We start from the raw sequence: 19,924 nt of genomic DNA, 5'->3' as shown, positions 1-19,924 counted from the left end.
GGGTTGCTTCAGGGCTTGTCGCCGATAAGTCCCTATGACTGTTACACTTCCCAGGCTGGCGGACGGCGCGGAACTGACGGCATGGGACAGCCTCAGGCGGGCGGTGTGGCTGTTCGATCCGGAGAGCTGCTTTGGCGTCTACGCCAACAGCGCGGCGCTGGCCCTGTGGGGCGCGACCGATCTGGAAGAGCTTCTGGCCCGGGATTTTTCCGCGCTGTCGCCGGCGGTGAGGGCACGGACGGACCGGCTGAGGTCGGTCACGGCGGGCGGTGACAGTGTGCAGGAACGCTGGACCTTCTATCCCAGGGGCCAGCCGCTGACAGTCAAGGCGATGATTTCGACGGTGGCGCTGGACGATGGCCGCCGGGTCCTGCTGTTCGAGGCCACCGAGACCGAGGTCGGCGAAGAGGAACGGCGCGCCGTAGAGGCGCTGCGCCATTCGGCCGGACCGGTCGCCCTGTTCGATGCCGGGGATGCGGTTCTCTTCGCCAATCCGGGAGCCTTTGCGACCTATGGCGAGGGCGTCGGTCTGGTCGCGCGGTTCGCGGAGGCCGGGGACGGCCGCGCCGTGCTCCAGAGCGCGCTTGACGGGCAGACGACCGACGCGGTTCATCGCATGACGACGCGCGAGGGGGCCCGCTGGCATCACATCGACTGTCGACCTGTGCTGGATCCGGTGACGGGGGCCATCAGCGTGCTGCTGAACGAGCGGGACGTGACCGACCGGGTCGAGGCCGAGGCCGCCCGCGCCGCCGCCGAGCAGAAGGTGGCCATGGCCGAGGCTCGGCAGGCCTTCCTCAGCCAGATGTCGCACGAGCTGCGCACCCCGCTGAACGCCGTGATGGGTTTTGCCGATGTGCTGGCTGGGGCGGGTCTGGAGCCCGAGCAGGCAGATCATGTGGGGCGCATCCGCGCCGCGGGCCAGACGCTGCATGTCGTGCTGGAACAGATGATCGACCTGTCGCACCGCGACGACTGGGGTACGCAGCTCGATAGAGATGCGCTGACGTCGCCCGGATCGGCTGCGAACCCGGGCATGCCATCCGCACCCGAAGCGTCCGTCGAGGTCGAGGACGAGGGGCGCGCCATGGTCGTCCTCTATGTCGATGACAATGAGAGCAACCAGGTGCTGGTCTCGACCCTGCTGGCCGCGCAGGGCGTGATCTGCGAGACCGCCGACGACGGAGCGCAGGGGGTCGAGGCGGCCCGGCGCGGCGGATGGGATGTGATCCTCATGGACATTCAGATGCCGGTCATGGACGGGGTCGAGGCCGCGCGCCGCATCCGCGCACTGGGCAGCGAGGTCGCGGCCACGCCGATCATCGCCCTGACGGCCAATACCCTGCCCGAACAGGTGCAGCAGTATTTCGCCGTGGGCATGGACGATTGTATCGCCAAGCCCCTGAACGCCGCCGGGATGTTCGAAAAGCTGTTCACCCAGGCCAGCCGCCCCTGGCGCGAAGGCTGGCAGGCCCAGGCGGCAGCGGCGGCCTAGTCCCCGTTCGGCGGATTGCGCTCCAGATCGGCGATCAGGGTCTCCATCTCGTCAATCTCGCGGCGCTGCGCCTCGATGATGCCGTCGGCCAGTTCGCGCACGCGGGGGTCGCGAATATTAGCCCGCTCGCTGGTCAGGATGGCGATCGAATGGTGGGGGATCATGGCGCGCATGTAGGAAACGTCGCCCACGGTGGCCTGGCTGCGAACCAGCCAGAGGCTGCCGGCGAAGACGATCACCGCTCCGCCGACAATGGCCAGATTGACGGCGCGCTCCTTGTACATCGACCACATGAAGCCGATCATGACCACGGCCATGGTCGCGCCCATCAGCAGCGCCATGTAGAGGCGGGTCTCGCTGAAGTGGACGTGGCTCCACTGGTAGGTGTTCAGATACATCAGGCCGTACATGATCACGGTCGAGGCAGCGATCATGCCGGCAAAGCGCCGGTAGGTCATTGGACGGTCCTCCATTCCTCTCGTGCAGGAACAACGACCGCAGGCCGGGTTCGATCCGGCTGAACCGTCGCTCGTCCAGCGTGTTCACCCTCCATGCGACATCTGAACCTGCTCCCCTCGCTCGTGATCGGCGCCGTTGCCGGCTCGCGGTCCATGACCCCCGGTGCCCTGATCGCGGGGGCGGGCCTGATGGGTCTGAGAACCCCCGGCCGCCCGGCGGGGCTGGGCAGTCGCGTCGGCAAGGTCGCCGCGCTGGTGCTGGGACTGGGCGAGCTGCTGGGCGACAAGCAGCCGTCCGCGCCGGATCGCACCGAGCCCGGCGCGCTGATGGCGCGGGCCCTGAGCGCCTGCATGGCTGGCATGGCGTTGGCACCGCGCGGACGGGCCCGACTGGGCGGGCTGCTGGCTGTGGCGACGGCTGTGCCTTCCGCCTTCGTCGGCCTCAAGGCCCGGACCCGGTGCACCGAGGCGGTGGGTCCGAAGAAGAGCGCCGTGATGGAGGATGTCGTGGTGGTGCTGGGCGGCCTCGCCTGCGTGGTCAGCGCGGCCCGGATCAACCGCTGAACCGGTCTGCCGTTGACCGGAGCGGCGTTGCGGGTCAAACGCTCGGACATGCTGCAGAACCTCGAAACCCTCGCCCGTGAGGCCCGCTCGTGGCCGTTCGAACAAGCCCGCAATCTTCTGGCCCATGTGCTGAAGAAGCGGCTCTCGGACGCCGAGTTGAATTCGGCCCGGATGCTGATCGATGCGGGCAAGGCGGACGAGGCGCTGGCGACCTTCGAGGCCCTGCAACGGCCGGTGATCCTGGAGACCGGCTATGGCCCCTCGGGCCTGCCGCATATGGGCACCTTCGGCGAGGTGGCGCGCACGACCATGGTGCGCAACGCCTTTCGCGCGCTGACGGGGGACCACTGGCCGACGCGCCTGATCGCCTTCTCGGACGACATGGACGGCTTGCGCAAGGTGCCGGACGGCGTGCCGAATCCGGAGATGCTGAAGGAAGACCTGCACCTGCCGCTGACGAAGGTGCGCGATCCGTTCGGCACGCACGACAGCTTCGGCGCCCACAACAATGCGCGGCTGCGGGCTTTCCTCGACAGTTTCGGCTTTGACTATGAGTTCATGAGCTCGAGCGAGCAGTATCGCTCGGGCCGGTTCGACGCGACCCTGCTGCGCATGCTGGAGCGCTATGACGCGGTCATGGCCATCATGCTGCCGACGCTGGGCGAGGAGCGGCGCGCCACCTATTCGCCCTTCCTGCCGATCAGTCCGGTGACAGGCCATGTTCTGCAGGTGCCGACGCTGGAGCGCAATGTCGAGGCGGGCACCATCACCTTTGACGATCCCGCAGTCGGCCGCACCGAGCTGCCGGTCACCGGCGGCCATGTGAAGCTGCAGTGGAAGCCCGACTGGGCCATGCGCTGGACCGCGCTGGACGTGGACTATGAGATGTCGGGCAAGGACCTGATCGAGAGCGTGCGCGAGGCGTCGAAGATCTGCCGCGCGCTGGGCGGCACCCCGCCGGAGGGCTTCAACTATGAGCTCTTCCTCGACATCGAGGGCAAGAAGATATCCAAGTCCAAGGGCAATGGCCTGACGATGGACGAATGGCTGCGCTACGGCACGCCCGAGAGCCTGAGCTGGTACATGTTCCAGTCGCCGAAGTCGGCCAAGAGCCTGCACTTCAATGTCATTCCGCGCGCGATCGACGACTATCTGAGCTTCATCGACCAGTTCCGCACCCAGGAGCCGGCCAAGCGCATGGACAATGCGGTCTGGTCGATCCACGCGGGCGATCCGCCCGAGGTCGCCAGCCCGGTCTCGTTCAGCCTGCTGCTGAACCTGGTCGGCGTGGCGAATGCCTCGTCGAAGGCGCAGCTGTGGGCCTATTTCGCCAAGTATCTGCCCGACGCGAGCCCGGAGAGCGAGCCCACGCTCGACCGGCTGATGGGGCATGCGCTGAACTACTACGAGGACTTCGTGAAGCCCGCGAAGACCTATCGCGCGCCGACCGAACAGGAGCGGGCGGCGTTCGAGGATCTGGCGGCGCGCCTGCGGGCCCTGCCGGCCGATACGACCGACGGCGAGGTGATCCAGAACGAGGTCTATGCGGTCGGCAAGGACCACGACTTCCAGCCGCTCCGGGCCTGGTTCGCGGCTCTGTATGAAGTGCTGCTGGGGGCCTCGCAGGGCCCGCGCTTCGGCTCGTTCGCCGCCATCTATGGCCTGGCCCAGACGATCGAGCTGATCGAAAAGGGCGCGCGCGGCGAACTGGCGGGGTAGGGGTAGGGCAGGCCCCCTCCACCATGCTGCGCATGGTCCCCCTCCCCCGATGGGGGAGGATATTCCGCGCTCAAGCAGCGCGGCTCCGCGAGCCGAGCGGTAGCGCAAGAATTATGAACCGAAAACAACAACCGGTTCATGGGAGCCTTTGTCTCCGGCTGCGCATTTTTACGGCATCGACCCCAGTAGAGGAGTGAGTCATGTCGAAGATGATCAAACAGGCCCTGATGGCCGGTGCGGCCGTGATGGCGGTGTCGGCCCTGCCCGGCGTGGCCAGTGCCCAGTCGGCGAACGGCATCACCAATTGCGACGCCCCGGGCGGTCGCCAGCAGGCGGGTGCCGTGATCGGCGGCGTGCTGGGCGCCCTGGCCGGCAGCCAGGTTTCGGACAATGAGCGCGAGCTGGGCGCTGTGGCCGGTGCGGCTGCGGGGGCTGCGGCCGGGTCCTACATCGGCTGCCAACAGCAGCGTGACCGGGCCCGGCAGGCGCCTGCCGCCTCCAGTTCGCTGCGCGCCACGACCAATCTGCGGGTCCGCTCGGGTCCGGGCACCAACTATCGCCAGATCGGCAGCCTGAGCGCCGGCCAGTCGGTACAGGCCACTGGCTCGCAGGGCGAATGGGTGCAGCTGAGCAACGGCGGCTGGGTCAGCGCCCACTATCTGACCTACTGATCGCGCCCTCTTAGGCGTAGAAACGGGGCGTGTCCGGACGGGCACGCCCCGTTTCGTGCCTACTGGCTGACCCAGAGGATACGCCGCACCCAGGCGACGTCGGCCGCAGCAAGGGTGCGGGGCGGGAAGTCGGGATTGATCGACAGCAGCTTCAGGCCCCGGGCGCCACTGCGCCCGATCTCCTTGACGAGGGTCTCACCCGAGCGCGTCCGCACCACGACGCGGTCGCCGCGTCGCACCGGGCGGGGTTCGGCATCGACGATCAATTTGTCGCCGGGCCGGTAAAGGGGCGCCATCGACTCGCCCGACACCTCGAGGCTGTAGAGGCCGTCGCGCGGCCGGGGCAGGTCGGTCTCCAGCCAGCCTTCGCCGGTGGGCAGGCCCGCCTCGTCGAAAAAGCCATCCTGGCCCGCCTGGGCCAGGCCCACCAGGGGCACGGCGGCGGGCGGCTCGTCTGCATCCTCGGCGAGGCGGGCGAACTGGCCCAGCGACACGCCACAGACCGCCAGCACCCGCGTCAGGCTCTCGGTCGAGGGCCAGCGGGGCCGGGCCTCGGGGGGCGGCCCCTGCCGCTTGGACGGATTGAAGGCCGTGGGGTCGAGACCCGCGCGCCGCGCCAGCCCCGACGCGGTCAGTCCCTCGGCCTGCGCCAGCCGGTCCAGCCCCCGCCAGATCTGCACATGAGTGAGCGGCACACCGGCCCTCCGGACGAATCACTTCGGCTGAAGGTTATAGGAAAAGATGCCCAGGGTCGCGGGAGCGGCATCCGTCCTTCCGATCTGGCCGTACAGTGTTACGGTGATGGCGCGTGGAGGGGCGACGATGCGGTATCTGGCCGGACTGCTGTTTCTGATGATGCTGGCCATGCCGGGCCGGGCAGCGGCGGTGCCGCCGACGGTGCCGGCCGTGCCGGAGCGGCTGGCGGCGGTGCCGGAAGGGTTTTCGGGCATTGTCGGGGCATGGCGTGCAGGGCGGCCGGTGCATCTGTCGGCGCATGGAGAAGGCGGCTCGCCCTTCCGGCCCGTGCGCTGGGCGTCTGTGACCAAGTCGGTCACGGCCGTGCTGGTATTGCAGGAAGTGGATGCAGGGCGTCTGTCGCTGGATGCGCCTGTGTCGACGTATCTTCCGGACTGGCCGGTGAACGGCGATGCGACGCTGCGGCAGCTGCTGATGCACACCTCTGGCCTGGCCGATCTGAGCGCCACGCCCGACGCGGACCGCGACGGCATGGCCGACGTCTATCAGGGGCAGGGGCCCGGTTGGCGCGCCCTGTGTGAAGGGCCCGCCCGGGCGCCCACGGGGGCGGGCTTTACCTACAACAACTGTGACTACCAGGTGTTGGGGCTGGTGCTGGAAGCGGTGACCGGCGAGGATTTCGAGACCCTGGTCCGCACCCGGATCAGCGAGCCACTGGGGCTGCGCAGTGTGCGCCTCGCGCCGCATGAACCGGTCAGCGAGGCCTTTGACGGGACGCGCCCCGAGCCGCTGATCGACGTGTCGGTCTATGGGCCGGCAGGCGCTCTGTACGGCAGTGTCGAGGCCTTGCTGGCATTCGATCAGGCCCTGATGGACGGCCGGCTGATCTCGGACGCTGCGCGCGCTGAAATGTGGAAGGCCGGTCCGGAGACCGGATACGGCGGCCTGTCGGTCTGGGTGTTTCCCGTCACCCTGACGGCCTGCGGGATCGAGACGCGGGTGGTGGAGCGGCAGGGGGCCATTGGCGGAGTGCAGGTGCGAAACCTGATCCTGCCGGAACTGGATGTCGCTGTCGTGCTCTGGACCGATCAGGCGACGCTGGACTTCGGCCAGACCTGGTCGGGGGAGGGGCTGACCATCGATCTTCTGGCCGCCGTGGTTTGCGGGCAGGGCGGGTGACGGCCTATTCCAGACCCGCTGCCTTGCGCTCTTGCCAGGCCCAGAAGGTGCCGACGGCGAGAGCGATCAGAACGCCGTAACCCGCAACGTTGATGACGCTGTAGTAGGACGAAACGGGCGGGCGAATGTCGAGCGACATCAATACGTGCGCCGTTACGACCAGCAGCTGGCAAGCGCAGGCCCAGGTGGGCCAGGTGCGATGAGACTTCCAGACCAGTGCCCCGAGAACCAGCAGCATGATGACGTCGATCGCCATCATGCTCCATTGGCTGCTGTACAGATTTGAATCCGTCTGAACGAGAAGCGAAGCGAACCAGCCCAGACCATACGCTCCGGCCGCGATCCGCTCGGTATCTTCGCCCTTGAGGAAGGCGAAGCCCAGCACCAGCACGATCACGACGGCGCCAATCTGGGCTGGCAGGGTGTCAAACATGAAATCGCCCCCCGAGCGAAACACTCAGAGGGCGATCATGCATTGAATTTCGCCTGACCGGAATGAGCCAGGCTAAACATTACGCCGAATTCAGGCGACGCGGAGGTGACCCTTGGTCGGCGGGGTGCCACCGATCGGGGTCTCCCAATCGTCGGGCTTGTTCACCGGGCCGACAGCGTAAACGCCCCAGCCCATCTTGCGGTGATCCTTTTGCAGCTCGGCGTGGCAGGCGACGATCGCCGTGCGGGCTTCGCTGAGGGCCGCGATGGTTTCCATGGCCTTGGCCTGGCTGGCGGCGCCGGACACCGGCGAGAGTTCGAGCACCGCACGGGCACCGATCATGGACTGGACGAGGGTGGTCGTCTGGGTGATGGCCGCGTCGATGGCCTTTTCGGTGGCGTGCAGTTCTTTCGCCACGCCGGCGACAACCTGAGTTCTGTCCATGAAAACCTCCTACCAACTACGGTAAAGAAAGTCTTAACACGGTTCCCTGTTCCGGGAAATACCTGTTTCCCGCGAAATGACACCGGTGACCCCACCGCCGATCGGAGGCTCATCACCGGGCTTGTCGACCGGCCCGACGGCAAGCGGATCAAGGCCGAGCGCCCGGGCGAGGGCGGCCAGTCGTTCGTGGGTTTTGACGATGTGTCCGCGTGCCTGGGACAAAGCGACCACCGACTGGGCGGTTTCCTCGAACGCCTTCTGGCCGGTGACGGCCGACAGATAGGCGTCCGACCGGGCCTCGGGCAGGTAGGCGGCGAGGCGGGCGGTCTCGATCAGGGCGGCGTCAATCGCGGCCTCGGCCGCATAGAGGCGCCCGGCCAGGGTCTGGCCGATGTCGGAACGGTTCATGTGCAATCTCCCCCCGTGGCTGAGCGCCACAGGAAGATGCAACCATGACTAATTATCGATTACAACTAAAAGCTGTCTTCCAACAGGAAGTGGGCAGTGAGGGCGGCGATCGGCTGGGCCTCGTCCTCCTGCCAGGCCTCGGCCAGCACATGGGCCACGCGACGGCCGGCCTTGTTGATTCGGGCGCGAGCCTGGACGTTCTGGGGACGGCCCGAGCGCAAATAGGCCACCGACACATTGATCGGGCGGGGCAGATGCATGCCGGGAAAGGTCTCGGCCACCTGGGCCATGGCCGTGATCTCGAGCAGGGCGGCGGTGGAGCCCCCATGCAGGGCCGGCAGCATGGGATTGCCGATCAGGTGGTCGGAGAAGGGCATGGTGACGGTCAGGACCTCGGCCTCCTGCTCGACCGTCAGGCCGAGGAAGCGGGCATAGGGCATGGCCTCGATGACGCGGCTCATTCGCCCGCCTCCACACGCGGCCGGCGCTCGGGCCGGGAGGAGGTGAGAATGTAGGCGGACTGGGCGGCCGCGACCGGGTCGTCCGGCGCGTCCTCGAACGCCCAGGCGCGCACGAAGGCGATGGACCGGGTGAGCCGGTAGCAGCGGGCCTCGGCGATCAGGTCGGTGCGCGGCCGGGCCGGGCGCATATAGTCGACGCGCAGATCCAGGGTGGCCAGCGGCTTGAAGTTATCCAGCGCCACCCAGACGGCCAGCCCGCCGACATGATCGAGCAGGGTGGTGACGCCGCCGCCCGCGATCACGCCGGCTTCCGGATCTCCGACCAGATCTTCGCGCCAGGGGACGCGGATCCGCACGCGGTCCCCGTCCAGCGAGTCATAGGTGAAGCCGAGCGCGTGGGTATGGGCCGCGCCGGAGGCCAGTTGCGGGAGTATGGGGGCGATCGCAGGAAGGTCCATGCCCTGTGCTTATCGCGCCGGGCCGGTCCTGCAAATGGCGCGATCAGCCCGCGGCGGCCTGGGGACCCTCGGCCTCGGCCTCGGCTTCGTCGTCGGCAGCCCCGGCGGAGAGGGCCGCATTCATGGCGTGGCGCAGACGTTCGGGCTTGATCGGCTTTTCGACCACGGCGGCCATGCCGGCGGCCAGATAGCGACGGGCATCCTCGGGATCGGCATTGGCGGTCAGGGCCACGATCGGCACCTGGCGCATCGGCCCCTTGAGCGCGCGGATCGCCTGGGTGGCCTGCAGACCGTCCATGCGCGGCATCTTGATGTCCATCAGAACCAGATCGAAATCCCGGGCCTTGATGGCGTCCAGCGCCTCCATGCCGTCCTCGGCTGTCTCGGACGTACAGCCGAACATTTCGCACAGCGCCTGGGCGACGACCCGGTTGGTGGCGTTGTCGTCCACGATCAGAATGTGCGGATTGGCGAGGGAGTCGGCGTCCATCATATCGGATACATTGCTCTCGGTCTCGACCGGACGCTCGGCACGTTCGGCCGAGATATCAAAGGCGAAGGTGGCCCCGCGGCCGGGGTTGTTCTCGGCCCAGATGCGACCGTCCAGGCGATCCATGATCTGGCGGCAGATCGCCAGGCCGAGGCCGGCGCCGTCAGGGCCGGAGCCATGGACGAAGGGTTCGAAGATGTCGTCGACACGATCCGGCGCGACGCCCGGTCCGTCGTCGCGGATACGGGCCTGCATGACGACGCGGTCGCCGTCCAGCCAGGCCTTCAGACCGGCCTCGACCATGCCGTTGCGGGCGAACTTCAGGGCGTTGCCGATCAGGTGGTTGAAGATCTGGCGGATCCGGACCGGGTCGATCATGGCCGCGAGTTCGGTGTCGCCCTCATAGCTGACGACCAGATGGACGTTGTCCTGGGCCGCGCGCGGGTCCCAGTGGGCAGCCAGCTCGTCCATCAGGGCGCGGAGCGGGGTTGCCTGGGGGGTCATGTCCAGTTCGCCGGCCTGGGCCCGCGAGAGGTCCAGGGCGTCCTGGAGGATCTGCAACAGCGTGTCGGCCGAGTCGACGATCGTCTGGACGTGCGACTGGGACGCAGGATTGAGCGGCTGGCGACGCAGCAGTTCGGCGACGGCCAGAACGCCGTTCAGGGGCGTCCGCAGCTCATGGCTCATGACGGACAGGAACTGGCTCCTGGCCCGGGCCGCGGCGAGCGCCTGGGTACGGCTGTCCGCCGCCTCGCGCGCCTGCGCGGTCAGTTCGACATTCTTCAGCCGTTGCTCGTCATTGATGGCCTTGAGCAGGGCGATGACCGTTCCCACGCCCCGGTAGCGGCCTTCATAGGTGACGATGAAGCCGCGGGTCAGGGCGCCCGGCCCCGAGCCCATAATGGCGTCGCAGAAGCTGTCGATGCGCACACCGGCGTCCACCACCGAGGGTTCCGGGTCCATGACCTCGGTGACGGGGCGATTGCTGTAGAGGGCATGGCCCAGCGGGCCGGCGATCTTGAGGAGGAAGGCGTTTCGCTCGATCAGGCCGACCGGTCGACCGTCCTTGACCACCGGTATCACCAGCAGGTCAGGTTCCGCCTTGAAGCGGGCAAAGACCTCCGCCCCGACCGTCTCGGGTGAGACCGGCACAGCCTTCTCGGTCAGTCTTTCGATCGTCGGCATAACTGACCGATACTCCCTCAACTGGAATTCAGGCTTAGCCGACAACCATTTTCAGAATGGTAAATAGCGGAAACGACCGTTTTCACGCCCCATTTTCGACGTTTTTGCATCGTCCGGCCCCGGGGTGTATGAGGCGTACTTCCCAGCCTCTCCGGGCTTTTTGTGCATGCGCGCGGCCAGCCGGCCGACCGCAGATTTGTCATGAGCGCTTTCGACCGACAGCCTGCCGCCTCGGCCCTCGTCCTGTTCTCGGGCGGGCAGGACAGTGCGACCTGCCTGGCGTGGGCGCTGGATCGCTATGAGCGGGTCGAGACGGTCGGCTTCGACTATGGGCAGCGGCACGCGGTCGAGATGCAGGCGCGGCTGGCGGTAAGGGCGGGCATGACCGGGGCGATGCCGGACCGGGCGGAGCGGCTGGGCGAGGACCACGTCGTCGACCTGACCGGCTATGGCGCCATCGCCGAGAGCGCGCTGACGGCCGACAAGGCCATGGAGATGGATGCCCGGGGCCTGCCGACCACCTTCGTCCCGGGGCGCAATCTGGTGTTCCTGAGCGTGGCTGCGGCGCTGGCCGACCGACGGGGGCTGAATGTGCTGGTTGGGGGCATGTGCGAGACGGATTTCTCGGGCTATCCCGACTGTCGCCGGGACACAATCGACGCCATGGAGCGCGCCCTGTCGCTGGGCCTCGACAAGCCGGTGCGGATCGAGACGCCGCTCATGGCCCTGACGAAGGCCGAGACCTGGGATCTGGCGGACCGGATCGGAGGCGAGGCGCTGGTCGAGCTGATCGTTGAGACCAGCCATACCTGCTACCGGGGCGACCGGTCGGCGCGGCACGCCTGGGGCTATGGCTGCGGGACCTGTCCGGCCTGCGAGCTGCGCGCACGCGGCCATGCCGAATGGGTGGCCGCATGACCTATTCGGTCAAGGAGACCTTCCTGACGGTGCAGGGCGAGGGCGGACAGGCGGGGCGCGTCGCCGTCTTCCTGCGCTTTGCCGGCTGCAATCTGTGGAGCGGACGCGAGCAGGACCGCGCGTCGGCGGTCTGCACCTTCTGCGATACCGACTTTGTCGGCACGGACGGCGACGGCGGGGGCAAGTTCGCGTCGGCCGAGGCGCTGGCGGACCATGTGGCGGGCCTCTGGAGCGGGCAGGGCGGACGTCCGCTGGTCGTTTGCACGGGCGGCGAGCCGCTGCTGCAACTGGACGAGGCCCTGATCGCGGCCCTGCATGCGCGCGGCTTTGACATCGCGGTCGAGACCAATGGCACGATCGCGGCGCCCGGCGGCATCGACTGGATCTGCGTCAGCCCCAAGGCCGATGCGCCGGTGGTGCAGACCACGGGGCAGGAGCTGAAACTGGTCTATCCGCAGGCAGCGGCCCGCCCCGAGCGGTTCGCCGACCTCGACTTCGAACGGTTCTGGCTGCAGCCGATGGACGGGCCTGATGCGGTCGCCAACACCGCGGCGGCCTTCGACTACTGCCTGACCCACCCCCAGTGGCGCCTGAGCGTCCAGACCCACAAATTCATTGGCGTGCGTTGATGCCCACTTTCGAGATCACCAAACAGGCCACCTTCGATGCGGCCCACCACTTCCCGAACGAGCCGGAGGGCAGCATCTATCGCCGGGTGCACGGCCATTCGTTCACGGTCGAGGCGACGGTTCGCTCCGAGACACTCGACGCCGAGCACGGCTGGGTCGCGGACCTGGGCGCGCTGGATCGCGCCTTGAAGGCTGCGGCCGAGGAACTGGATCACGGCCTGCTCAACGAAAAGCCGGGACTTGAAATGCCCAGCCTCGAGAACCTGTGCCTGTGGTTCGCCGACAGGATGAAGCCGGATTGGCCGGGCCTGTGCCGCATCCAGGTGGCCCGCCCGACCATCAACGAACGGTGCGTGCTGACGTTATGATCACGCTGAGGGCCATGCGCGAGGGCGACGCCGAAGCCATGGCGGGAGTCTATGAGCGCGCGGTCCGGGACATCGGCGCCCGCTATTATTCAGCCGAGCAAGTCGTGGCATGGGTGGGGCAGGGGTCGCGCGCAGAGCGTTTTCGCCGGAAGATCACGGACGGTCGGCGCGGCTGGGTCGCGGTCGATCAAGCGAACCGCGTGACGGGCTTTGCCGATCTGGAAGCCGATGGTCACATCGACCTCGTGTATGTCGATCCGGCCGTTGCGGGGCAGGGTGTGGCGACTCTGATGCTCGACGAGCTGGAAAACGCAGCCCGCTCGACGGGGATCACACGTTTGTTTGTCGAAGCCAGCGAGCCAGCGCGCCGCATGTTCGAACGGCGCGGCTATACGGTGACGGCGCGGCGTGACTTTGAAATCGGCGGCGTGGCCATCCACAACTACGCCATGGAACGGACGCTCTAGCAGTCGCGACCGTGGGCCCGGCGCTGTTCGCAGCGGCGTTGCTCGCGCTCATAGTCGCGCTGTTCGCGTTCACGCTTGAGCCGGGTTTCCTCGTCCGAGGTGGTGACGGCATCGACGCCCGCCCCCAGCACAGCGCCGGTGGCCTTGACCGTGCCGCCGACCACGGCCGCACCGGCGCCGACGACCGGGCCGACCAGACAGCCCTGGAGCATGAGGGCGCTTCCCACGAGGACAGCGAGCGAGATCAGGCGTTTGCGGGGCATGGCGGGTCTCCGGTTCCGCGACAGGCTGGCCCAACAGGGTGAAGGCCGTCTTAAGGGGTAACACGCGTCCGCTTGGCTTTCGCGTCGTATGGTGGAATGAGAGGACCGTCACCGGCGACAGGAGTGCCTCATGACCATGGCCGATCCCCATCATCTGCGCCGGGTGCAGCTGATCCGGAAGGGGGCCCTGGCCCTCGCCATCGTGGCCGTTGTGGTGCTGGCCGCCATCAGCCAGAGTTTGGGCGGGGAAACGCCCCTGCACGAGCGGCTGGAGACCTTCGGCGTGGCTCTGATCGCCCTGTGCGTGGTGGGGCGGGCGTGGTGCTCGCTCTACATCGGCGGGCGAAAGAAGGCCGAGATCGTCAACCTCGGACCCTATTCGATCAGTCGCAATCCGCTCTACGTCTTCAGCTTCATGGGGGCGTTCGGTATGGGCGCCCAGACGGGCAGCGTGACCATCGCCGTCCTGTTCCTGTTGATCGCGGTCGGCGTCTTCTATCTGACCGTCCGGCAGGAAGAAGCCTGGCTGGAGGCGACCTTCGGCGAGCCCTACCGCGCCTACAAGGCCCGCACGCCCCGCTTCTGGCCCGATTTCTCCAAGTGGCGGGACACCGATACGCTGGAGGTGAAGCCGGTGTTCTTCCTGACGACCCTGCGTGACGGTCTGGCCTTCTTCCTCGCCGTGCCGCTGTTCGAGGCGCTGGAAAAGGCCCAGGAAGTGGGCTGGGTCCACATCCTGTTCAGTCTGCCCTAGGGCGAAAGGGCGACACGGTTTCCCGCGTCGCCCCGGCCGTCAGCGACTGTCGACCATGACCAGTTCGGCATCCTCGCGGGCAGTGACCGTGATCGTAGGTTCGTCCTTGATCCCCGCGCCGTCGCGGGCATTCAGGGCCGTGCCGTTGACCTGGACCGCGCCGACAGCGGGCACCAGATAGGCGCGGCGGCCCTCGGCCAGCTCATAGGTCAGGCTCTCGCCGGCCTTGAGGGTGGCACCCAGCACCCGGGCGTCCGCGTTGATGTCCAGCGCGCCGTCATCCGGATTGCCCGAGGCCAGTACCTGGAATTTCCCGCTGCGGTCCGACTTCGGGAAGGGCTTCATGCCCCAGCCGGGCTTGGCGCCGGGTTTGTCGGTCTCGATCCAGATCTGGAACAGGGTGGTGGTCTCATCCTCGAGGTTGAACTCGGAGTGACGCACGCCCGTGCCCGCACTCATCACCTGGACGTCGCCGGCGCCGGTGCGACCCCGGTTGCCCATCGAATCCTCATGGGTGATGGCGCCCGTGCGGACATAGGTGATGATCTCCATGTCGGCGTGGGGGTGGGGCGGGAAGCCCGATTTGGCGGCGATCTCGTCATCGTTCCACACGCGCAGCCGGCCCCAGCTCATGCGGTTCGGGTCATAATAGTTGGCAAACGAGAAGTGATGGCGGGCCTTCAGCCAGCCGTGGTCGGCACCGCCGAGGCTGTTGAAGGGGCGGACGTCGATCATGATGCGGTCTCCCTGATTGCAGAACGCGGGTCAGCCCGCGCCGGTTCGGGCGCTATATAGGTAACAGTGTCGGTGGCGAAAAGGGGGTGGTTCAGTCAAGTCGGCGACCGAGCGTCACCACAGCCTGCCAGGTCATGCCGAGCGCCTCGTAGAAGCCCAGAGCTTCGGTGTTGTCCTCGCGAACCATCAACTGGACCTTAGGGGCGCCGCGATCCGCCAGCCACGTCTCGGCAGCCGTCATAAGGGCCCGTCCGAGGCCACGATGACGAGCATCGGGGTGCACAGCCAGATAGTAGACCCAGCCCCGGTGCCCGTCGAAGCCCGTCATGATGCTCCCGCAGACCCGGACTCCATCCCGGGCGACGAGCACGACGCTATCGGCGCTCTTGCGGGCCAGCGCGAGGTCCTGCGCGGGGTCATTCCAGGGACGGGTCAGCCCGCACGTCTCCCATAAGGCGATGACGGCTGCGACGTCGTCATCCTGCAGGGGGACAATGCGCATCACCCCGCTTGCGCCCGGTGCCGCAGCATCGCATCGGCCAGCACACAGGCGGCCATGGCCTCGACCACCGGCACGGCGCGCAGGGCGACGCAGGGGTCGTGGCGGCCCCTGGTGCGGATCTCGGTCTCGGTGCCGTCGCGGGTCACGGTGCGGCGTGGAGTCAGGATGGACGAGGTCGGCTTGAAGGCCACGCGCGCCGTGATCGGCTGGCCGGTCGAGATGCCGCCGAGAACACCCCCCGCATGATTCGACAGGAAGACGGGCTGTCCGTCCGGTCCCAGCCGCATCTCGTCGGCATTGTCCTCGCCTGACAGTTCGGCCGAGGCGAAGCCCGCGCCGATCTCGACGCCCTTGGCGGCATTGATCGACATCAGGGCGGCGGCCAGTTCGGCATCCAGCTTGGCATAGATCGGCGCGCCCCAGCCGACCGGCACGCCGGTGACCTCAAGCGCCACCACGGCTCCGATCGAGGAGCCGGCCTTGCGGATGCCGTCCAGATAGTCGGACCAGGGCTGGACGACCTCGCTGGATGCCGCAAACAGCGGATTGCTCTGAACGGCGTCGAAGTCGAGCGCGTCGTCCGGAATGCGATGCGGTCCGATCTGGACCACACCTGCGCGAAGGTTGATGTCAGGGCCGAGGATGCGCCGGGCGATGGCGCCCGCGGCCACGCGCAGGGCGGTTTCGCGGGCACTGGAGCGGCCACCGCCCCGGTGGTCCCGCACGCCGTACTTGGCTTGGTAGACATAGTCCGCGTGACCGGGCCGGAAGGCGCGGGCGATCTCGCTATAGTCCTTCGAGCGCTGATCCTCGTTCTCGATCAGCAGGCTGATGGGGGTGCCCGTCGTGACCAGGCCTTCGCCGTCGTCAAAGGTACCCGACAGGATGCGCACCGTGTCGCTCTCGCGCCGCTGGGTGACGAAGCGGCTGCCGCCGGGCTTACGCTGGTCCAGCCAGGGCTGGATGTCGGCCTCGGTCAGGGGGATCCGGGAGGGGCAGCCGTCAATGACACAGCCGATGGCCGGCCCGTGGCTCTCGCCCCAGGTGGTCACGCGAAACAGATGGCCGAAGCTGTTGTGGGACATGGCCCTCTGGCCTTAGGCCGCAAGCGGCGCGGTCGTCCAGACCCGGGCGAAGCGGTCCAGCAGATGCTCGGCGGCCGAGGGGGCGTCCTCGGCCGGGGTCAGGGTCACGAACAGGTGGCCCCGCGGATGGCGGCCGCGGGCGGGCAGGCCCAGATCGCGCAGGCGCAGACGGACCGGCGGCTCCAGCCCCGCGACCACCCAGGCGTTGCGCGGCCCGGCGTGGGTCTGGACCTCGACGCGACCCCCGTCGGCCAGCACGCGCGGCGAGACTTCGGTCTGCAGGAAGACGTCATTACCCAGCACCGACAGGCCGTCCGCGGGGCGGATGCGAATGGCGAGGAACAGGTCGGCGTCGTCGCGCCCGGCACCCTTGAGGCGTATGTGATCCCCTGCACGCAGGCCCGCCGGCAGGGTCAGACGAAAGGTCCGTCCCCGATGGGCGGTCTCGACCCGACCGCCGTACAGGGCGAGATGCGGGGTGATCGACAGGGTCGGGAGCGGTGCGGCCCGCCGGGCGGGCGGGGCCAGGGCCGGGCAATCGGGCGTCCGGGCCTGAATGGTGTGCCAGGCGGCGATGACCTCGCGAAAGCGCTCCGCATCGCCGTCGGCATGGTCGGGGCGGGCCGCCTTGACCGCGCGCAGGAAGGCCTGACGCGTCGTGGCAGGATCGACCGGACCCGGCAGGCCAAGGGTGGCCAGCGCCTTGTGGTAGGTCGAAAGGGAGGTGCCGGCGCCGCTCATGGACACCAAAGGCCACAAACAGGGTCAATGCCGGGTTAACCGTGACGCTGGCTCTCGCGGGGAGGCGCGGGCGGCGCTAGAAAGACGGCTATGAGCACCCCCGTCATCCCGCCCAGTCCCTCACGCGAGGAATACGCCCGCGACTATGCCGCCGCCCTGGCCGCCAACAGCGACGAGGCCGAGTTCGCCTGCGACGAGCCGTTCGACCTGCTGGACCGCTGGCTGGGCGATGCCCGGGCGCACGAGATCAACGATCCGAACGCCATGGCGCTGGCGACAGTCGATGCTGAGGGCATGCCCGATTGCCGGATGGTGCTGCTGAAGGATGTGGGGCCCGAGGGGCTGACCTTCTATTCCAACCGCGAGAGCGCGAAGGGGCGCCACCTGGCCGGACAGCCGCAGGCGGCCGTGCTGTTTCACTGGAAATCGCTGCGGCGCCAGATCCGGGTGCGTGGCCCGGTGGAGCCGGTCAGCGCCGCGGAGGCCGATGCCTATTTCGCCAGCCGCGCCCGCGAGAGCCGGATCGGCGCCTGGGCCTCGGACCAGTCGCGGCCACTGGCGGATCGCGCAGAGCTGGAGGCCGCCGTGGTGCGCGAGACCGCGCGCTTCGAGGGCCAGGATGTGCCCCGGCCCGAACGGTGGAGCGGCTGGCGTCTGGTGCCGCTGCAGATCGAGTTCTGGCGGGACCGGCCGTTCCGGCTGCACGACCGGCTGCGCTTCGACCGGGCGGGCCCCGATGCGGCCTGGGGCCGCGAGCGCCTTTACCCCTGACGATTCAGTCGAGGTCGGGCGCCGCAGGGTCGAGGTTGGGGCCGCCATAGCGTGCCAGGAAGGTCTGGACCGCGTCTGCCGCGATCTGGGTATGGCTGCGCTGGACGGTCGTGGAATCGCCCGTGACCATGGGCACGAAGAAGACGGGGTGCTCAAGCATGCCCATCAGCTGGCCGGCCGCCCACGATGGCTTGTCGCAGACCAGTTCGCCCCGCTGGCACAGGGCCTCGATGGCCTCGACCAGGGTGACGCCGATCCGTGCCTTGCCCCGTTCGTAAAAGTGCAGCGCCATCTCCTGAAACCGCGTCCGCTCGGCCAGCACCAGCCGGAAGACCGCGGTGACAAGGGGGTCGGCCATGAAGCCGACGTAGGCTTCGGAAAACCGCGTCAGCTGGCAGCGCGCAGGACCGTCGAGCGCGCGGACCTCGTCCATCTGGCGGACGAATTCGTCGGATGTATCGTCGATCACCGCCCGGAACAGATCAGCCTTGGACGAGAAGAAGGTGTAGAGAGTGGCGGTCGATACACTGGCTTCACGCGCGATCGGTTCGATTCGGGTCGAGGCGAAGCCCTGGGCCATGAAATGACGCCGCGCCTCGATGAGAATGGCGCGGCGGCGGGGGTCTTCGGTGTCCCCGTCCTGAAGGCCAGACGGGGACGGGGCAGCTTGAGCGAGGGTCATTAACCTCAAGCTTGGCGTGGATAACGTCGTGCCGCAAGATGAAATTCACTCGCTGTTACAAGGGGTCACGCGACCCAGCGTTGCAGAAGCGGGTGGGTGAGCACCGGAGCGACCAGTCGGTCCACCGATTGAGGGTCGGTCAGGACCACGGCCGCGGTTGCGTCCGCGACGATGAAATCGGCGTGCACCTTGGCCGGTTCGGTCAGCCGCTCGTGGCCGGGGCGAACGGTCAGCAGGTACTGGTCGATGACCGACTGGGCGGTACGGCCCCGCTCGACCTGGTCGCGCAGCAGGCGGCGGATGAAGCGAATGTCCGCCGGGGTGTCGACGAAGACGCGGATGTCGAACAGCTCCACGAGCGCCGGGGTGCACAACAGATGGGTGCCCTCGATGACGACGACGTCGGCGGCGGGTACCGGCTCGCCACCCGGCTCTCGCCCATGGGTGACGAAGGAATAGATCGGCGCCTCGACGGGCTGACCCGCCTTGAGGGCGGTCAGGTGACCGTGCAGCAGGTCGTGGTCCCGCGCCGCGACGTCGTCGAAGTCGAAGGTCGCGGCGTCGAAATCGGGCAGGGAAGCCGCGTCGCGATAGTAGGAATCCTCGCGCACCAGCGTGGCCACGCCCTCGGGCAGGTGGCGGATCAGGGCCTCGGCCAGGGTGCTCTTGCCCGAGCCCGACCCGCCGGTGATCGCAATCAGAACGGTCATGACGGCCTAGCGGAAGAAGCAGGTCATGCCGGCATAGAGGCTCTCAACCGTGGCATCGGGAGCCTCCGACGTCAGGAAGCCGCCGAGCGCGCCGCTCGAGAATTCCACGCCGAGCGTCGAGTCGGGCACCATGTCGACGACGCGCGCGGATCCCAGCTCTGCGCGGGTGCTGCCGACGCCCACGCCGTCGGCGGTGGTCAACCCGCCCTCATCGAGGAACCAGCCGACGAATTTGTCATCCTGAAAGGCCAGCTGCAGGCCGTTGGGGTATTCGGCGAACTGCATGGGCCCGGCGCCGCATTCGCTGTTGGTGGTCACCGAGGGGGTGTCCGCGCCCAGCATGGTCGAGACGGCGGTGAGGGTCATGTCCTGGGCCATGCCGAAGGGCAGGGGGCGTGCCGACCCCTGCTCGGTGAAGGCGCGCAGGCCCTCGCCCTCAAGCGCCAGGGCGCCGCTGGCCTGGGCCTCGGGCACGGGTTGGGGGGCGGCGGGCGCTTCTGCTTCTGGCGCGGGGGCCTCGGGAGCGGGGCTGCCGTCACAGGCCGCGAGGGCGAAAACGGCAAGGGCGGCCAGGCTGGCGCGGGCAAGGGACATGGTCGGCTCCTGAAGGGGCATGGAGGTCTGGATGGGGCCAACCT

27 protein-coding genes are annotated in these 19,924 nt (G+C 68.0%); 11 read left to right on the top strand and 16 right to left on the bottom strand.

Annotation, left to right across the window (positions count from 1 at the left end):
* Positions 1–34 precede the first annotated feature (34 nt).
* Complete coding sequence (locus J7346_RS15135; protein WP_209119491.1) at positions 35–1,495, top strand: response regulator; 1,461 nt, start codon at positions 35–37, stop codon at positions 1,493–1,495.
* Here the strand turns inward: J7346_RS15135 and J7346_RS15010 are convergent.
* The gene (locus tag J7346_RS15010; protein WP_245157743.1) at positions 1,492–1,953 is read right to left on the bottom strand and encodes a DUF305 domain-containing protein; all 462 of its coding nucleotides are present in this window, start codon (positions 1,951–1,953) and stop codon (positions 1,492–1,494) included. The two genes, J7346_RS15135 and J7346_RS15010, sit on opposite strands and share 4 nt — an antisense overlap.
* A 93-nt stretch (positions 1,954–2,046) precedes the next feature.
* On the opposite strand from J7346_RS15010, the gene J7346_RS08525 reads away from it, so the two are divergent.
* The 3 genes from J7346_RS08525 (at position 2,047) to J7346_RS08515 (ending at position 4,907) form a co-directional block, all read left to right on the top strand.
* On the top strand, positions 2,047–2,517 hold the full coding sequence (locus J7346_RS08525; RefSeq protein ID WP_209119490.1) for a hypothetical protein: 471 nt from the start codon (positions 2,047–2,049) through the stop codon (positions 2,515–2,517).
* Between the two features lie 48 nt (positions 2,518–2,565).
* On the top strand, positions 2,566–4,236 hold the full coding sequence (locus J7346_RS08520; RefSeq protein ID WP_209119555.1) for a lysine--tRNA ligase: 1,671 nt from the start codon (positions 2,566–2,568) through the stop codon (positions 4,234–4,236).
* A gap of 200 nt (positions 4,237–4,436) precedes the next feature.
* A complete protein-coding gene (locus J7346_RS08515) occupies positions 4,437–4,907 on the top strand; it encodes an SH3 domain-containing protein (protein WP_209119489.1) in 471 nt (156 codons plus the stop codon).
* Positions 4,908–4,966: 59 nt separating this feature from the next.
* On the opposite strand, the gene J7346_RS08510 is transcribed toward J7346_RS08515, so the two are convergent.
* A complete protein-coding gene (locus J7346_RS08510) occupies positions 4,967–5,602 on the bottom strand; it encodes a helix-turn-helix transcriptional regulator (RefSeq protein ID WP_209119488.1) in 636 nt (211 codons plus the stop codon).
* Between the two features lie 127 nt (positions 5,603–5,729).
* On the opposite strand from J7346_RS08510, the gene J7346_RS08505 reads away from it, so the two are divergent.
* Complete coding sequence (locus J7346_RS08505; protein ID WP_209119487.1) at positions 5,730–6,782, top strand: serine hydrolase domain-containing protein; 1,053 nt, start codon at positions 5,730–5,732, stop codon at positions 6,780–6,782.
* A 4-nt stretch (positions 6,783–6,786) separates the two neighbouring features.
* On the opposite strand, the gene J7346_RS08500 is transcribed toward J7346_RS08505, so the two are convergent.
* From J7346_RS08500 to J7346_RS08475, 6 genes are all read right to left on the bottom strand, one after another.
* Positions 6,787–7,215, bottom strand: coding sequence for a hypothetical protein (locus tag J7346_RS08500; protein WP_209119486.1), 429 nt, complete (start codon positions 7,213–7,215; stop codon positions 6,787–6,789).
* Positions 7,216–7,305: 90 nt separating this feature from the next.
* Positions 7,306–7,659: a hypothetical protein gene (locus tag J7346_RS08495; protein ID WP_209119485.1), complete on the bottom strand. Its 354-nt coding sequence runs from the start codon at positions 7,657–7,659 to the stop codon at positions 7,306–7,308.
* Positions 7,660–7,692: 33 nt separating this feature from the next.
* On the bottom strand, positions 7,693–8,067 hold the full coding sequence (locus J7346_RS08490) for a hypothetical protein (RefSeq protein WP_209119484.1): 375 nt from the start codon (positions 8,065–8,067) through the stop codon (positions 7,693–7,695).
* A gap of 65 nt (positions 8,068–8,132) precedes the next feature.
* A complete protein-coding gene (locus J7346_RS08485; RefSeq protein WP_209119483.1) occupies positions 8,133–8,528 on the bottom strand; it encodes a PaaI family thioesterase in 396 nt (131 codons plus the stop codon).
* On the bottom strand, positions 8,525–8,986 hold the full coding sequence (locus J7346_RS08480; protein ID WP_209119482.1) for a PaaI family thioesterase: 462 nt from the start codon (positions 8,984–8,986) through the stop codon (positions 8,525–8,527). The genes J7346_RS08485 and J7346_RS08480 overlap by 4 nt, the downstream gene beginning before the upstream one ends.
* A gap of 43 nt (positions 8,987–9,029) precedes the next feature.
* Positions 9,030–10,661: a response regulator gene (locus tag J7346_RS08475; protein WP_209119481.1), complete on the bottom strand. Its 1,632-nt coding sequence runs from the start codon at positions 10,659–10,661 to the stop codon at positions 9,030–9,032.
* 201 nt (positions 10,662–10,862) lie between these two features.
* Between J7346_RS08475 and queC the strand changes: the two genes are divergently transcribed.
* Genes queC through J7346_RS08455 form a run of 4 tightly spaced genes read left to right on the top strand, consistent with a single transcriptional unit; the run spans position 10,863 to position 13,043 of the window.
* Positions 10,863–11,579: a 7-cyano-7-deazaguanine synthase QueC gene (queC, locus tag J7346_RS08470; protein WP_209119480.1), complete on the top strand. Its 717-nt coding sequence runs from the start codon at positions 10,863–10,865 to the stop codon at positions 11,577–11,579.
* On the top strand, positions 11,576–12,208 hold the full coding sequence (gene queE, locus J7346_RS08465; RefSeq protein WP_209119479.1) for a 7-carboxy-7-deazaguanine synthase: 633 nt from the start codon (positions 11,576–11,578) through the stop codon (positions 12,206–12,208). Before queC ends, queE begins: the two co-directional genes overlap by 4 nt.
* Entirely contained in the window at positions 12,205–12,576 is a 372-nt protein-coding gene (locus tag J7346_RS08460) for a 6-carboxytetrahydropterin synthase (protein WP_209119478.1), read from the top strand. Before queE ends, J7346_RS08460 begins: the two co-directional genes overlap by 4 nt.
* A 14-nt stretch (positions 12,577–12,590) precedes the next feature.
* Positions 12,591–13,043, top strand: a complete 453-nt coding sequence (locus J7346_RS08455) for a GNAT family N-acetyltransferase (RefSeq protein ID WP_209119477.1) — start codon at positions 12,591–12,593, stop codon at positions 13,041–13,043.
* On the opposite strand, the gene J7346_RS08450 is transcribed toward J7346_RS08455, so the two are convergent.
* A complete protein-coding gene (locus J7346_RS08450; protein WP_209119476.1) occupies positions 13,040–13,306 on the bottom strand; it encodes a hypothetical protein in 267 nt (88 codons plus the stop codon). The genes J7346_RS08455 and J7346_RS08450 overlap by 4 nt on opposite strands.
* A gap of 130 nt (positions 13,307–13,436) precedes the next feature.
* Between J7346_RS08450 and J7346_RS08445 the strand changes: the two genes are divergently transcribed.
* On the top strand, positions 13,437–14,060 hold the full coding sequence (locus tag J7346_RS08445) for an isoprenylcysteine carboxylmethyltransferase family protein (RefSeq protein ID WP_209119475.1): 624 nt from the start codon (positions 13,437–13,439) through the stop codon (positions 14,058–14,060).
* Between the two features lie 39 nt (positions 14,061–14,099).
* On the opposite strand, the gene J7346_RS08440 is transcribed toward J7346_RS08445, so the two are convergent.
* The 4 genes from J7346_RS08440 to J7346_RS08425 form a co-directional block, all read right to left on the bottom strand.
* A complete protein-coding gene (locus tag J7346_RS08440; protein WP_209119474.1) occupies positions 14,100–14,795 on the bottom strand; it encodes a pirin family protein in 696 nt (231 codons plus the stop codon).
* Between the two features lie 91 nt (positions 14,796–14,886).
* Positions 14,887–15,297 carry a GNAT family acetyltransferase gene (locus tag J7346_RS08435; RefSeq protein ID WP_209119473.1) on the bottom strand — a complete coding sequence of 137 codons (411 nt, stop codon included), beginning with the start codon at positions 15,295–15,297 and terminating at the stop codon, positions 14,887–14,889.
* Positions 15,297–16,382 carry a chorismate synthase gene (gene aroC / locus J7346_RS08430; protein ID WP_209119472.1) on the bottom strand — a complete coding sequence of 362 codons (1,086 nt, stop codon included), beginning with the start codon at positions 16,380–16,382 and terminating at the stop codon, positions 15,297–15,299. The genes J7346_RS08435 and aroC overlap by 1 nt, the downstream gene beginning before the upstream one ends.
* Before the next feature lie 12 nt (positions 16,383–16,394).
* Positions 16,395–17,123 carry a DnaJ C-terminal domain-containing protein gene (locus tag J7346_RS08425; RefSeq protein ID WP_209119471.1) on the bottom strand — a complete coding sequence of 243 codons (729 nt, stop codon included), beginning with the start codon at positions 17,121–17,123 and terminating at the stop codon, positions 16,395–16,397.
* Positions 17,124–17,213: 90 nt separating this feature from the next.
* On the opposite strand from J7346_RS08425, the gene pdxH reads away from it, so the two are divergent.
* Positions 17,214–17,894, top strand: coding sequence for a pyridoxamine 5'-phosphate oxidase (gene pdxH, locus J7346_RS08420; RefSeq protein ID WP_209119470.1), 681 nt, complete (start codon positions 17,214–17,216; stop codon positions 17,892–17,894).
* 4 nt (positions 17,895–17,898) lie between these two features.
* Here the strand turns inward: pdxH and J7346_RS08415 are convergent, their stop codons facing one another.
* The 3 genes from J7346_RS08415 to J7346_RS08405 form a co-directional block, all read right to left on the bottom strand.
* Entirely contained in the window at positions 17,899–18,576 is a 678-nt protein-coding gene (locus J7346_RS08415; protein ID WP_209119469.1) for a TetR/AcrR family transcriptional regulator, read from the bottom strand.
* A gap of 65 nt (positions 18,577–18,641) precedes the next feature.
* Entirely contained in the window at positions 18,642–19,286 is a 645-nt protein-coding gene (gene udk / locus J7346_RS08410) for a uridine kinase (protein ID WP_209119468.1), read from the bottom strand.
* 6 nt (positions 19,287–19,292) lie between these two features.
* Positions 19,293–19,880 (bottom strand): hypothetical protein, encoded by a 588-nt coding sequence (locus tag J7346_RS08405; protein ID WP_209119467.1) that lies wholly within the window; start codon positions 19,878–19,880, stop codon positions 19,293–19,295.
* Between the last annotated feature and the right edge of the window lie 44 nt (positions 19,881–19,924).

Origin of the sequence: Brevundimonas sp. A19_0, assembly GCF_017744255.1 — a bacterium.
Taxonomy (GTDB): Bacteria; Pseudomonadota; Alphaproteobacteria; order Caulobacterales; family Caulobacteraceae; genus Brevundimonas.
Note: the sequence above shows the minus strand (reverse complement) of the source record. Positions and strands in the feature narration are given on the sequence as shown.